Source organism: Fulvimarina manganoxydans (genome assembly GCF_900176465.1).
Classification (GTDB): domain Bacteria; phylum Pseudomonadota; class Alphaproteobacteria; order Rhizobiales; family Rhizobiaceae; genus Fulvimarina; species Fulvimarina manganoxydans.
Map to the genome: position 1 here is coordinate 1 of NZ_FWXR01000020.1, position 13969 is coordinate 13969.

Consider the following 13969-nt stretch of genomic DNA (forward strand, 5'->3'; position numbering starts at 1 on the left):
CTCGGCCGTGAAACGCCCCAGCGCCTATGATACTTCGTCTCAAGACGCGGGAAAGTCGGTCGCCGCCAGGTCTGCCAATCGCAAAAAATAGCTCATGCAAAAGCACAAGCTTCTTCTTCTCCAAACACATAACACATCAAAACTATCAACAGCCCCGCAGCAATGCGGGGCTGTCCGCGTTTGACGCATGAAACAGCACAGGGCAACGTCAGCCAAATCGACGGCGCGCGTCCCGCGCGGCGTGGACGCTGTGCGGCAAGTTCGCCCGGGGAACAAGCGCCGACCTGCGCTGACACGCGTTTCCGAGAAGCAATCCTCATTTCTCCCCGGACCAGCGGTGGGCGCCGAGGACCGTGGTGCGTATGTCGGCCATCGAAGCGGCCACTTCCGCCCGAAGCGCCGCAATCGCGTCGGATGGGGCGTGCCGGGCCTCAAGGTCGGCGAGACGGGGCCGTCTTCTCTTGGATGTCGTCAGCCATGCCGCAGGCGACCGGCAGAGTGCGGGACGTCGTGGCCCGAACCTGATCCCCCGCACCGGTGACAGCTGCGAGTTGATAAGTGGCGGCACGTAGATCACATGCCTTCTGACGAAGTCACGCAGCAGCGGTCGCGCCATCTTCGAGCGACAGGGCGTCGTCCAGCAGTCGAGAAAGCAGGGCGCGATCGGGTTGGTCGGGATCATCGTCGATGGCGTGCCGCACCGCCGCCATCCAATCGTCCATCGCCACTGTCATGCGCGCCGCCCCCCTCTTCGCGACGCTGAATTCGGACGTGCGGAGAGATCGTCGCACATGGCAGTTGCCGAATCCTCCGCGAAGGTCCCACGGCATCGCCCATGTAAACCACCACATTCCACCTCGTCGGGAGATATATGGCCGCGCCATGTCCGTCACCTGTGACTTTAGAGCCAGACATCAGGCGGTTTCAGAGGGATAATAACCCAATGATTACAATAACTTAAGTGTGGCGGATGGGGTGGGATTCGAACCCACGAGACGGTTCCCCGCCTGCCGGTTTTCAAGACCGGTTCCTTCAACCACTCGGACACCCATCCGTACCGTCGTTGCTCTTGGTGGTTCAGCCATTTGCGACGTGATGCGCGGTGGCTGCGAACCGATTCCGAACGGTTATCTGGCAGGCTTTACAGCCGAGCGGTTCGACAGGTCAACCGGGCGTCTTCGCCTTTGGTGCGGCTGTCTCGAGCGATCCGCAAAATCGTTACGAGATTGACCACGAGAACAAAGCCTTCCGCCGCAAGCGCGCCCCAGGAACCACTGACCGCGTTGGTGACCATCCAGAGAAAGGCTGCGACCGCCAAGCATAGGCGCATGGGAATGCCGCGAAGCATGAACATGGCGAACGTGCCGAGGAGGCCGGCCGCCAGCGGGACGAGGTCTGCCGGACCCTGCCAGGCGAGCGTGGCGACGAGAAGCGTTGCCAGAAGCATCGCGATCATCGCGCCACGATGGCGCGGCATGCGCCGAGCCAGAAGAATGCGCAGGATGATGAGGGCCGAAATGGCCGATGCCACCCAGGCGCCGAACAAGGCGAATTGGATCGCAAAAGCGACATTGCCGAGAACGAGAATGGCCAGCAGCTTGTCATCGCTCTTGCTGGAGAAGGCGGCGACACAGAGACCGAGAGCGACGAGCCCCGCCGTCTGCCCGGCTAGGTCGGGAGACATGATGTCCATCATGGCCTTGGCCTGATCGATCTTTGCGCAAGGGTCAAGCAGAGCGGGCGAGAAACGGATGCACCTTCGATGAGTCTTGCGAAATCCTTTTGATCGCTTCGCAACGACGACTTTCGGCATGCTGAAGGCCGCGCGGACGTCGAGACGGCATCGGCTCGATCACCCGGATGCCGAACGAGACAAGCGAAAGGGCGCCTGCGAGATGGCACTGGAGAGACCGTCGGAATCGATGGCTCATGCCGGCGCAAGCTTCGAACGCGATAAGGTCTGTTGTCGGTCGACCACATTCGGCTGACGATCGATCCTGATCACACGATTGGTTAACGATCTCGGTTTTCGCAACTTAGGCCAAATCGTGGCGGACCAACCGTATGGTCTTCATGGCTTTCGGAAAGTGACCGTTAAGCAACGAATCGTCAGCCCTGCGCAAGCAACTCATTGGAAACGCGTTTTCGTGCAGGTTTCAGCTGTCGTCGAAAACGAAGCATCGATGCCTGTTGCCGCGATGCGACAAAACTGGGCCAACTTCGCCTGGCCGTGCCGGAACCGCGCCCTTTATGGGGCCAGACAAGCGGGTTCGGTTAAAGCGTCAGGCACATCAGACGGGTTGATCGCGGCTCCTTGCGATTGCTACGACATTCAGGCGCTGGCCCGGCTGCGTATGGGGATGCGTTGCCGGCACCGGACAGGAGAGGGAATGGAATGCTGACAGGTCTTGCTCGAACGGCCATGATGCGCCGCCGTGTCGCGCTTGCTGCGCTTCTGGGAGCCGCCGCATTCGTATCCGGTTGTCAGGATGGCGGGATCAGCGCCGACGAGTTCATCGAGATCTCGACCACTGTCAAATTCGATTCCAAGACCTATGGCGTTCCAGCCTCGCCCCGCATGACGTCGTCTCGCCGGGTGCCGAAAGGCGGAGGACGGGCGCAGATCGGCAAGCCCTATAAAGTGAAGGGCGAGTGGTATTATCCAAAGGACGAGCCCGGTTATGTGGCGACAGGCATGGCGTCCTGGTACGGGCCGAACTTCCACGGCCGTCTGACCGCCAATGGCGAGATCTACGACATGCACGGGCTGTCTGCGGCCCATAAGACCTTCCCGCTTCCCTCTTATGCGCTCGTGACCAATCTGGAGACCGGGGCGCAGATCCAGGTCCGCGTGAACGATCGCGGGCCTTTCGCCCATGGCCGGGAAATCGATCTGTCGTCCGAGGCGGCCCATCTTCTCGGCTTTCGCCATTCGGGCGTCGCCAATGTGAAGGTCGAATATGTCGGCCGGGCACCATTGGAGGGCGATGATACTCAAATGCTGATGGCAAGCTACCGCCCAGGCGATGGGACGCCGGGTCTGCCTGAGGGCTCGATGCTCGCTTCGGCCGAGCCAACCACGCGTGGATTGAATGAGGCGGGCGCCATGATGGCCTTGTCGTCATCCGGTTCTGCGCCGATGCCGGGCGTTCGCCCCCTCCAGTCTCTGTTCCAGAACAAACCGGCGCGGCCCCTGGGGGCTCCGTCCGAGCTTGCAGCCTTCAGTTCTGAGGAGCGGGTGAGCGGAGCGACCGCCGCCTTGCAAGCCCTCGGTACGGCTGAGCCCTCCCGCGCGGCACAGCATTTCAATCTGGGCACGGTGGACCGCGATCTGATGGCGCGTGTCAGTGATGTCGTCGGCGTCGAAAGCACGGCACGGGCGGAAGCGACGACCGACCCCAATCTCGTCTCGGCAACCATGATCGTCGCGCCGGGTGTCGATCCGGACCGCGTTCTGCGCCGGTTGTGGGACGCCGGCTTCACGGACGCTTTCGCCGAACGCGATTGACGCGTGTGTCGGGCGGATCGGCCGAGAACTATTGAGCGCCTTTTGTCAGCGCTCGTGATCGACAGGCCTCTTCCGGTTCGCGCATCGATCTGTCCTTGCTCGACCGGCCGCCCTATTGGCGCTTCTGACGGGTGACGGAACGGCCTCCTGCCTGCGGCGCATGACGCAAGCGTGTCCCGATCGCTCGGCCCGAAGGCTTTGCGATGAAGGCCCAGAAGGCTAAACGTCGCGCATCGTCGCGCCTGCCCGATGAGAGCCCGCCATGTCGTCTTGCCCTGTTCATTGTTCGAAGTCGCGTCTTGCACGGGCCGCTTGCCTAGGCGGTCTCGCTCTTTTCGTGATTGCCAGTTCCAGCAAGGCTCAGGATGCAGCTCAGGCGTCGGCCTATGGCCTGACAACGGAAGCCCCACGCGCTTTGTTCGTCGAGGATCGAACGGGTACGGTCATTCTCTCCAAGAACGCGGCAGAGCCCTTTCCGCCGGCCTCGCTCGCCAAGCTGATGACAATGGAGATCGTCTTCGAGGCAATCGAAAGCGGTGAGATTTCATTGGCGAGCGAATATCCGGTTTCCGAACATGCCTGGCGCACGGGCGGCGCGCCATCGGGCACATCAACGATGTTCGCGGCGATCAAATCCAGCGTGCCGGTTTCTGCACTGATCCGCGGTACGATCATCCAGGCGGCCAATGACGGCGCCATTATCCTTGCCGAAGGGCTCGAAGGCTCGGAGGAGGCCTTTGCGAAGCGGATGAATGACCGAGCAGCGGAGCTTGGCCTGAAGGACAGCCATTTCGTCAACCCGACGGGCCTTCCGGCCGAAGGGCAGAAGACGAGCGCCAGAGACCTCGTCACCCTGGCCCGTCACTTGCGCGAGGCGCACCCTGATCTCTACAAGATTTTCGCCGAGCCGGCTTTCGAATGGAACGGCATCTTTCAGCGCAACCGCAATCCCGTTCTAGCCGAGACAATCGGCGGGGAGGGCATCGGCACGGGCTATACGGAAAACAGCGGCTATTCGCTGATGGCGGTCGTCTCGAGAGGTGATCGTCTGTTCTATCTCGCGCTGTCGGGACTTCCCTCCGGGGCCGAGCGCGAAGCGGAAGCTCGGCGTCTTCTCGATTTCGGCTTCGATGGCTTGGTGGAGACGGATATACTCTCGGCCGGTGCCGTCGTAGCGAGCGTTCCCGTGTTCAACGGGGCAGGGGAATCGGTATCCGTGCGCGTCGATCGGCCCGTTCGCATACTCCTCCCGGAAGCTTCGCTCGGCGACGTCGAAGCCCGCATAAGGTTCGAGGGCCCGCTGATCGCTCCCGTCGAAGACGGAGACGAAGTGGGCGTTCTGGATATTCAGGTGGCGGACGAAACCGTCTATAGCCAGACCGTCTATGCGAGCGGCTCTGTGCCGGTGGGCAGTTTCACCGATCGTGCCGTCGGTGCGATGGAGGAACTGGCATTGGGATGGACCCGTTCCTTCTGACTGCATCCTCTGACGCTGGGCCGGTCATTTGGGGCAAGCGCGCCTCGCATCGGCCTGCCGATAGAGGCACAAGGGAAAACAAAGGGTCTGGTCCATGTCCATGCGCCGCGGCGGGAAGATCAAAGCTGCGCGGCGACCTGGTCCCGGCGTCGCCGCCCGTCAACCAAGCGGAGGCCCATTGGCCGGCATTTTCATTACTTTCGAAGGCGGCGAGGGCAGCGGCAAGACCACGCAGATTCGGCGGCTTGCCGATGCTCTGGCGGCGCATGGGCTCGATGTGGTGACGACCCGTGAGCCCGGCGGCACGCCAGGTGCGGACGCGATCCGACATGTGGTCTTGTCCGGCGCGGCTCGGCATTTGGGTCCTCAGATGGAGGGCGTTCTCTTTGCAGCCGCACGGGCCGACCATCTCGAAGTCGTCATCCGTCCCGCTTTGGCCCGTGGCGCGGTCGTTCTCTGCGACCGCTTTCATGATTCGACGCGGGTCTATCAAGCGAGCGACGACCCGGAGGAGGGCGCTTTCCTCGCTCGCCTGGAATGGGCGACGCTGAACGGCGTCGGGCCCGACCTCACCATCATCCTGGACGTTCCGGCCGAGATCGGAGCCGAGCGGGCAAGGCTGCGCCGGCAGGAAGCCAAGGCCGACCGCTTCGAAGAGGAGGATTTGAGCGTCCAAGTCGAACGGCGAGAGCGGTTCCTGGCCATTGCACGCTCCGAGCCCGAACGCTGCGTCGTCATCGACGGGCAGGGCGACGCGGACGAGATCGCTCAAGATGTCCTGGCCGCGGTCGAAGACCGGCTTGATCTCGATCGGCTCGTGAAGAACCGGGAGCGGCAGGGATCGTGAGCGAGATGGCGTTTACGACCCTCCCCGAGCACGACGATCTTGGGGCGGTCGTCCCGCCCAAGGCTCGGCTCGCCCTCTATGGTCACGAGGCAGCTTTTGCCGAGCTGATACGGGCGCGGAGCGAAAAGCGGCTCCATCACGCTTGGCTCCTCCAGGGACCGCGCGGCATCGGTAAGGCGACGGCCGCCTTTGCTTTTGCAAGGCTTCTCCTGAATGCGCGAACGGCTGACGGGGAGGGGGCGACGGCATCCTTCTTTTCCGAAGATCCTGTCATTCGCCAGATCGCCACCGACGCACATCCAGGCCTCATTCATGTGACCCGCGCGGCCCAGGAGCGCGGCAGTGGCTTTCGCACCCAGATCACCGTTGAGGAGGTGCGCCGCCTCGCTCGCTTCTTTCACGCAACGGGTGCCAGCGACAGCTATCGGATCGCCATCGTCGATCCCGCCGATGACATGAACCGCAATGCGGCCAACGCCCTGTTGAAAATGCTCGAAGAGCCGCCGGATCGGGCGTTGTTTCTCATCGTCAACCACACGCCGGGCCGCCTCTTGCCGACCATCCGCTCGCGTTGTCGGGCCTTGCGGTTCGATCCACTCGACCCTTTGACGCTCGACAGGACGCTGGCCGCGATTGCTCCCACCCTTTCCGAGCAAGAGCGCCAAGCGATGGTCAGCGCGAGCGAAGGGTCGGTTCGGCGCGCCCTTGTGATGGAAGAGCATGGGGGCATAGAAATCGTGGATGCGTTGGAGCCGCTTCTGGACGCCGATCGGCCAGACTGGAACGGTATAGCGGCGCTTGCCGATCAGTTGACGCTGAAAGGGCGGGAAGCGTCCTTCGATCTCGCTATCGACTCGATTCTCTCAACCATTGCAAAAGCGAGTGAAGCCGCACTCGATGCAGGAGACGGGGCGAGGGCGGCCCGTTTTGCTGCCCTTTGGCAAAGCGAACGTGCCCGCATCCGCGAGGCGGTCGCCTATAATCTCGATCGCAAGCAGGTCTTACTGACGCTTTACAATGCCTATCATGCAGCTGCCGCTGATCGCTTCGAAAGCGCATGAGGTCGAATGATTGTCCGGGCGGCGGAGACGATTGCGTGGGTGGCCCTTGTCAGCCTCCGCCGAACCTCCTTCATTGAGAGGCAAGGCGAATTCCTTTAAGGCCGTGAACGACTCAAATTCGCGGATGCGAGATATTCCGAGCAGGACAGACGACACCCCCATGGCCGAACGCTATTATCTGACGACGGCGATTTCCTATCCGAACGGCAAGCCGCATATCGGCCATGCCTACGAGCTGATCGCGACCGATGCGCTGGCGCGCTTCAAGCGGCTCGACGGCTATGACGTCTTCTTCCTGACCGGAACGGACGAACACGGCATCAAGATGCTGCAGAAGGCCCGCGCACAAGGCATGACGCCGCGCGAACTCGCCGACGCCAATTCGGCCGAGTTCCAGCGCATGGCCAAATCCATGGGCGGCTCGAATGACGATTTCATCCGCACCAGCGAAGCCCGGCATCGCGAGACCTGCCAGGCGATCTGGAAGCGCATGGAAGCGGCTGGCGACATCTACAAGGATTCCTATTCCGGCTGGTATTCGGTCCGGGACGAGGCCTATTACGGCGAGGACGAGACGGTCCTTCGCGAGGATGGCTCGCGCGTCGGCCCCCAGGGAACGCCCGTCGAGTGGATCGAGGAAGAGAGCTATTTCTTCCGCCTCTCGAAATTTCAGGAGCCGCTTCTGAAGCTCTATGAGAGCCAGCCGGATTTCATCGGCCCGGCCGAGCGCCGCAACGAGGTCGTCTCCTTCGTCAAATCCGGCCTGCGCGACCTCTCGGTCTCGCGGACGACCTTCGACTGGGGCATTCCGGTCCCGGGCGACGAGAAGCACGTCATGTATGTGTGGGTCGACGCGCTGACGAACTATCTGACGGCGACCGGCTATCTGGAAGACCAATCGGGCGCCCGCGCTGGCTTCTGGCCCGCCGATCTTCATGTCATCGGCAAGGACATCGTGCGCTTTCATACGGTCTATTGGCCGGCTTTCCTCATGTCCGCAGGCCTGCCTCTGCCCAAGCGCGTCTTTGCTCACGGCTTTCTCTTCAACCGCGGAGAGAAGATGTCGAAGTCGGTGGGCAATGTCATCGACCCCTTCGCGCTCGTCGAGACCTATGGCCTCGACCGATTCCGCTATTTTCTCTTGCGGGAAGTGTCCTTCGGCCAGGACGGCAACTATTCCCACGACGCCATCGTGAACCGGACCAATTCCGAACTCGCCAACGATCTCGGCAATCTGGCCCAGCGCTCGCTCTCCATGATCGCCAAGCATTGCGACGCGGCGGTGCCGGAATTCGGTGAGTTCACCGCGAACGATCAAGCCATTCTCGACGCGGCCTCAGCGCTTCTGCCGAAGGCCCGTATGGCGGCCGACAAGCAGGAACTCCATCAGATTCTCGCCGCTCAGATCGCGGTCGTTTCCGAGGCCAATCGCTATTTTGCCGGCGAGGAGCCTTGGGCTCTGCGCAAGACCGATATGGCGCGGATGCAGACGGTGCTCTATGTGACTGCCGAAGTCCTCCGTCAGGTCGCGATCCTGATGCAGCCCTTCATTCCCGAGAGCGCTGGGAAGTTGCTCGATGTCCTTGGCATCGGCGAGACCGAGCGCAGCTTCACGGCGCTATCAAAGGACTTCGCGCTGAAGCCGGGCAGGGCGCTCCCCGCCCCTCAGCCCATCTTCCCGCGTTTCGTCGAAAGCGAAAGCGACGCCTGATACCATGTTTCTGATCGACAGCCACTGCCATCTCGATTTCCCGGATTTCGACGAGGACCGCGACGCGCTGATGGCGCGCGCTGCTGAGAACGGCGTGAAGCTCTTCGTCACCATCTCAACCATGGTGGCAAAGATCGATCGGCTGAAGGTCCTGACCGGGCGCTACGACAACGTCTTCGCCTCGGTCGGCACCCATCCAAATTCGGCTGGCGACGAGCCCGATGTTCCAACCGAGAGACTCGTTGAACTGGCGAGAGCCGACGAGAAAATCGTGGCCATCGGCGAAGCAGGACTCGACTATCACTATGACCGGGCCCCGCGCGAGGTGCAGCAGGCGGTGTTTCGCCGGCATATCGCGGCCGCGCGCGAAACCGGACTGCCGCTCGTGATCCATGCGCGCGATGCCGATGAGGATGTCGCGGCAATCCTGCGGGAGGAGACGGGAAAGGGTGCTTTCCCTTTCATTCTCCATTGCTTTTCGTCAGGGCGCGGGCTCGCCGAGGCCGGGCTCGAACTCGGTGGCCATGTGTCCTTCTCCGGCATTCTGGCTTTCAAACGCTCCGACGAATTGAGAGCTATTGCCGCCGATGTGCCGATGGAGCGTTTGCTGGTCGAGACGGACGCGCCCTATCTCGCGCCGCCGCCTTTTCGCGGCAAGCGCAATGAACCGAGCTATGTCCGCCATACAGCCGAGGTTCTGGCCGAGGTCAAAGGCGTCGACATCGAGGAACTCGCAAAGCGGACTTCGGACAACTTCTTCGCGCTTTTCGGCAAGGTTCCGGATCCCAGGCTGGCTGCGTGAGCCGAAGCGATGGCGGACCGGTTTCGGCTCACCATTCTCGGCTGCTCATCCTCGCCGGGTGTCCCGCGCATTCACGGGGATTGGGGTGCCTGCGACCCCGACAATCCTAAGAATCGTCGGACGCGAACGGCCGCTCTGATCGAGCGGATCTCCGCGAGAGGGCGCACGGTCGTCGCCATCGATTGCGGCCCGGATTTTCGGCAGCAGATGCTTGCGGCCAACGTCAAACGGCTCGACGCCATCATGCTGACCCATGCCCATGCCGACCATATCCACGGCATCGACGACATGCGCAGCTTTGCGCAGAGCCAGGGCGCGCAAATTCCGGTCTATGCCGATACCGAAACCTTCGGGCGCGTGTTCGAAGCCTTCGCCTATGTCTTTCGAACCCCGAAAGGCAGCGACTATCCGCCGATCGCCTGGCATATCGAGATCGAGGCCGGGCAGCGTTTCGCCATTGATGGACCCGGCGGACCCATCGACATCTTGCCGATGCTCCAGATTCATGGCGCGATCCACTCGCTCGGCTTCCATTTTGGGCCGATCGCTTATTGCACCGACGTCAGCGCTTTCCCGGCCGAGACGGTCGAGACCCTTCGAGGTACCGACCACATCGTCCTCGGCGCTCTCCAGTATCGCCGACATCCAAGCCATTTCAGCCTTCAGCAGGCTCTCGACTGGATCGACGAACTCGGCGTCGGCTCGGCGACTTTGACCCATATGCACACGCCGCTCGACTACGACACCGTCCGCCGCGAGACGCCGGCGCATGTCGAGCCGGGCTATGATGGCCTGGTGATCGAACGTCCGCTGTAGCGCGGCGATTTCCGTCCCTACCTTAGAAGGCTCTGTCGTCGAAGATCGGCGATCTAGCGGCAGGGCGGTCAATGAATGCTGACGGCGCTCCTGTATCGAGCCAAACGCTTCCGGGTGCCGAACGATCACACGCTCGGCCAGTGGGTCGCCGCATAAACCATATCGATTAGCGTACTCGAAAGATGCCGCATGCCAAGACGTGTGGTGGCATTCGTGCCGTCGGCGAATAAGGCCGAGGGAAGGGACATCTCCATTCAGACACCAATCCCGGTAGCCCTTCATTGAAGTTGCATAATACAGATTATGGAACTGTCCTGAAAAGCCAACCAGCCCTTCGCATGGGTGTTCTAGCCATCGTCGGAGTTCGCTGGTTCGCCGCCCTTCGCGTTCACAGCTCTGTATGTCGCGCTCGGTCGCCCTGGACGCCGTCCTGATGGATGAGCCGGCGCAGATTGCGAGCTGGCGCTCCGTCGGCGGATCGGCTCCGGCAGCTCCGGGTCTCGCGTCCCCGACCAGCTCGGACAATTGACTTATCGGAGCTTCCGCCGAACGCCGTTATCGACGTTTGAGCGCTCTCGGGCGCACGGCGCTTGATCGTGGTTTGAAACGCACCAATTGCATGTATAGGGCGAGTCAGGCTGGCTCGACCGTCGGCATAGGGAGGCAAGCCATGCCAGAGCCGAAATTCGATTCCCGCGAAGTCCGCCAGGGCAATCAGAGCCCACGCATTCTGTATGTCCTGATCGCCGGTGTCGTGCTGGCGCTCGGCGCCATGACGATCGTCAATCTCTGGCCCGGTTGACGCGCATCTGCGGTGCTTTGACGCTTTGATCGTGCCAAATCTAGCGGCTGAGAGATTGTGGGTTCCAGAACGGCGTTCGGACAATGCTCGTTCCATCGCGGGCCCAAAAGCCAACCTGCGCCAATGTCGGTGATCCGCGTCTTGCAGGTGTTTCGTTGGGATCAGCCGGTCGTCGTGGGTAGGCTCGGCCCAAATTTGGCGTATGCAGCTTGTCCTTGGATCGGCATTCGGGCAGGACCCTGCCAAACCGATTCAACATTCTGAAGGACATAGGCTGCCATGGCGCCCTTTTGCCTGCTCTTCGATCTCGACGGCACATTGATCGATAGCGATCCCGTCCATTTCGCCGCTTTCAACGAAGTGCTGTCGGAGCATGGGCGCTCGATCGATCTCGAAACCTATCGGATGAAGATCATGGGTGCCGCCAATCCCACGATTGCCGCCGCCTTGTTTCCGGACAAGACGGAGGAGGAGGGTCTGGCCATAGTCGACAGGAAGGAGGCGCTGTTTCGGGAGCGTGTTTCGGAGCTCGAGCCAACGCCCGGGATTGAAGCGCTCATCGAGTGGTCCGATCGCGAGGGCGTCTTGCGGGCGATCGTGACAAACGCGCCGCGTGCCAATGCTGAACAGATGCTAGAAGGCTCCGGCTTGAAGCGGCATTTTTCGACCATCGTGATCGGCGTCGAATTGGAACGGGGTAAGCCCGATCCCCTGCCCTATGAGACCGGCCTGAAACTGCTTGGCGGCAGCGCGTCCCACGCGATGGCCTTCGAGGATAGTTTGTCCGGCGTCAAATCCGCCAGCGCTGCCGGGCTGACAACGGTTGGCCTGCGCACATCCCTCGAGGACGAGCATCTGACCGGCGCAGGTGCCGATCTGGTCGTCAGCGATTTCCGAGATCCGCAATTGCTGTCACGGCTCGAAGAACGGCTCGCGGCAGCGCGCGGAAACACCGGCGTGAGCGCATGACCTCGTCGAGCCGGTCCGAGCGGCGGAATAAGTGGTATATCGAGGCTTAGGACGTCCGGGCTTGAATGTCCTTAGCCTCGGCCGGGTGCTCAACAGCCTCGTCCTGATCGCTCATTGTGGCCGAACCAGCTGCATCGCGGCGCGGCACCAGATTGGTTTTTTGGCTCAGGAAAAAACGCATCGCGTCCGATGCGCTGTCGTCGATCCGGTTGATCATGGTTCGGGTCCTCCCGAGGATTAACCTAATCCTAACCATAGAGGCGTGCCATTCGCCTTCGGTCGAAGTCGAAAGCCGGCGCCATCTGATCAACATCACACCGCCGATTGACGCGTTGTCAGAGAGGAATGTTGTCGTGCTTCTTCCAAGGGTTCTCAAGTTCCTTGGTGCGCAGCATGGCGAGCGCCCGCGCCACGCGCCGCCGGGTTGAACGCGGCATGATCACCTCATCCACATAACCGCGCTCGGCCGCGACAAAGGGCGAGAGAAAACGATCCTCGTAAGCCTTGGTATGAGCAGCGAGTTTTTCCGCATCGCCCGCATCCTTGCGGTGGATGATCTCGGTCGCGCCTTTGGCGCCCATGACAGCGATCTGCGCCGTCGGCCAGGCGTAATTGATGTCACCTCGTAGATGCTTCGAGGCCATCACGTCATAGGCCCCGCCGAAGGCTTTGCGGGTGATCAGCGTCACCTTGGGCACGGTCGCCTCGGCATAGGCGAAGAGGAGCTTTGCGCCATGCTTGATCAGCCCGCCATATTCCTGGGACGTGCCTGGAAGGAAACCTGGCACGTCGACAAATGTGACGACGGGGATTGAGAAGCAATCGCAGAAGCGTACGAAACGCGCCGCCTTACGCGAGGCATCGGCATCGAGCACGCCGGCAAGCACCATGGGCTGGTTTGCAACGATGCCGACGCTACGCCCTTCGATCCGCCCAAAACCGGTGACGATATTCTTCGCGAAGCTCTCCTGGATCTCGAAGAAATCGCCCTCATCCACCGTTTTGCGGATCAATTCCTTCATGTCGTAAGGCTTGTTGGCGTTGTCTGGAATCAGCGTGTCGAGAGACGAATCGTCACTTGTGACCGACTGGCTGTAGTCGAGTTCGGGCACTGGCGAGGTGTTGGAAGCGGGCAGAAAATCGAGCAACCGCCGCATCTGCAGAAGCGCGTCGACATCGTTGTCATAAGCGCCGTCGGCGATCGAGGACTTCACCGTATGGATCGAGGCGCCGCCGAGTTCCTCCGCCGTGACCGTCTCGTTGGTGACGGTCTTCACCACGTCTGGCCCTGTGACGAACATATAGGACGTGTCGCGCACCATGAAGATGAAGTCGGTCATGGCCGGCGAATAGACGTCGCCGCCCGCGCATGGGCCCATGATCACGGAAATCTGCGGGATGACGCCGGAGCTAAGGACATTGCGCTGAAAGATTTCGGCATAGCCACCGAGGGCCGCGACGCCTTCCTGGATGCGCGCGCCGCCCGCGTCATAAAAGCCGATGATCGGCGCGCGATTTCGTAAAGCGAGATCCTGCACCTTCTGAACCTTCTCGGCATGGGCTTCCGAGAGCGACCCGCCGAAGACGGTGAAATCCTTGGCGAAGACGAAGACCGTCCGACCGTTGACGGTCCCCCAGCCGGTCACGACGCCGTCGCCGGGATAATGCTGCTCGTCCATGCCGAAATCGGTCCCTCGATGCTGGACGAACATATCGAATTCTTCGAAGGAGCCTTCGTCGAGAAAGATCTCAAGGCGTTCGCGGGCCGTCAGCTTGCCCTTGGCATGCTGCGCCTCGATGCGCCGTGCGCCGCCACCCGCCCTCGCCCGTTCACGCCGCGCTTCGAGTTCGGCCAGCATGTCGCGCATCGTTCCGTTTCCTCCCGGAGCTTCGTTCTGCCTCTATAGACCAAGCGCCGCCTTCGCGTTGCGCGTCCATTGGCAATAGCAGTATTCAGCGCGAAACCGCGAGTGAGT

The 13969-nt window shown here is 61.7% G+C and carries 13 protein-coding genes and 1 tRNA gene; 9 read left to right on the top strand and 5 right to left on the bottom strand.

Annotated elements, in window-relative coordinates; genetic code table 11:
• Positions 1-593: 593 nt before the first annotated feature.
• The 3 genes from B9A15_RS23705 to B9A15_RS17500 form a co-directional block, all read right to left on the bottom strand.
• The gene (locus tag B9A15_RS23705; RefSeq protein ID WP_342170468.1) at positions 594-884 is read right to left on the bottom strand and encodes a DUF6538 domain-containing protein; all 291 of its coding nucleotides are present in this window, start codon (positions 882-884) and stop codon (positions 594-596) included.
• An 80-nt stretch (positions 885-964) separates the two neighbouring features.
• Positions 965-1054 (bottom strand) — tRNA-Ser (locus B9A15_RS17495).
• A gap of 87 nt (positions 1055-1141) precedes the next feature.
• A complete protein-coding gene (locus B9A15_RS17500; RefSeq protein ID WP_244557016.1) occupies positions 1142-1684 on the bottom strand; it encodes a YgjV family protein in 543 nt (180 codons plus the stop codon).
• A gap of 711 nt (positions 1685-2395) precedes the next feature.
• On the opposite strand from B9A15_RS17500, the gene B9A15_RS23670 reads away from it, so the two are divergent.
• From B9A15_RS23670 to B9A15_RS17545, 9 genes are all read left to right on the top strand, one after another.
• Complete coding sequence (locus B9A15_RS23670; protein WP_084411825.1) at positions 2396-3508, top strand: septal ring lytic transglycosylase RlpA family protein; 1113 nt, start codon at positions 2396-2398, stop codon at positions 3506-3508.
• 337 nt (positions 3509-3845) lie between these two features.
• Complete coding sequence (locus tag B9A15_RS17515) at positions 3846-4985, top strand: D-alanyl-D-alanine carboxypeptidase family protein (RefSeq protein ID WP_244557017.1); 1140 nt, start codon at positions 3846-3848, stop codon at positions 4983-4985.
• 178 nt (positions 4986-5163) lie between these two features.
• Positions 5164-5832 (top strand): dTMP kinase, encoded by a 669-nt coding sequence (gene tmk, locus B9A15_RS17520; RefSeq protein ID WP_244557018.1) that lies wholly within the window; start codon positions 5164-5166, stop codon positions 5830-5832.
• Positions 5833-5837: 5 nt separating this feature from the next.
• A complete protein-coding gene (locus B9A15_RS17525; protein ID WP_084411828.1) occupies positions 5838-6893 on the top strand; it encodes a DNA polymerase III subunit delta' in 1056 nt (351 codons plus the stop codon).
• Between the two features lie 160 nt (positions 6894-7053).
• Positions 7054-8604, top strand: coding sequence for a methionine--tRNA ligase (gene metG, locus B9A15_RS17530; RefSeq protein WP_084411829.1), 1551 nt, complete (start codon positions 7054-7056; stop codon positions 8602-8604).
• Between the two features lie 4 nt (positions 8605-8608).
• A complete protein-coding gene (locus B9A15_RS17535) occupies positions 8609-9406 on the top strand; it encodes a TatD family hydrolase (RefSeq protein WP_084411830.1) in 798 nt (265 codons plus the stop codon).
• Between the two features lie 9 nt (positions 9407-9415).
• Entirely contained in the window at positions 9416-10222 is an 807-nt protein-coding gene (locus B9A15_RS17540; RefSeq protein ID WP_084411831.1) for an MBL fold metallo-hydrolase, read from the top strand.
• 670 nt (positions 10223-10892) lie between these two features.
• Positions 10893-11024 (top strand): hypothetical protein, encoded by a 132-nt coding sequence (locus tag B9A15_RS23675; RefSeq protein WP_273506908.1) that lies wholly within the window; start codon positions 10893-10895, stop codon positions 11022-11024.
• A 279-nt stretch (positions 11025-11303) separates the two neighbouring features.
• Positions 11304-11993: an HAD family hydrolase gene (locus tag B9A15_RS17545; RefSeq protein WP_084411832.1), complete on the top strand. Its 690-nt coding sequence runs from the start codon at positions 11304-11306 to the stop codon at positions 11991-11993.
• 46 nt (positions 11994-12039) lie between these two features.
• On the opposite strand, the gene B9A15_RS23045 is transcribed toward B9A15_RS17545, so the two are convergent.
• On the bottom strand, positions 12040-12210 hold the full coding sequence (locus B9A15_RS23045) for a hypothetical protein (protein WP_170923348.1): 171 nt from the start codon (positions 12208-12210) through the stop codon (positions 12040-12042).
• A gap of 118 nt (positions 12211-12328) precedes the next feature.
• Positions 12329-13861, bottom strand: coding sequence for an acyl-CoA carboxylase subunit beta (locus B9A15_RS17555; RefSeq protein ID WP_084411834.1), 1533 nt, complete (start codon positions 13859-13861; stop codon positions 12329-12331).
• Positions 13862-13969 lie beyond the last annotated feature (108 nt).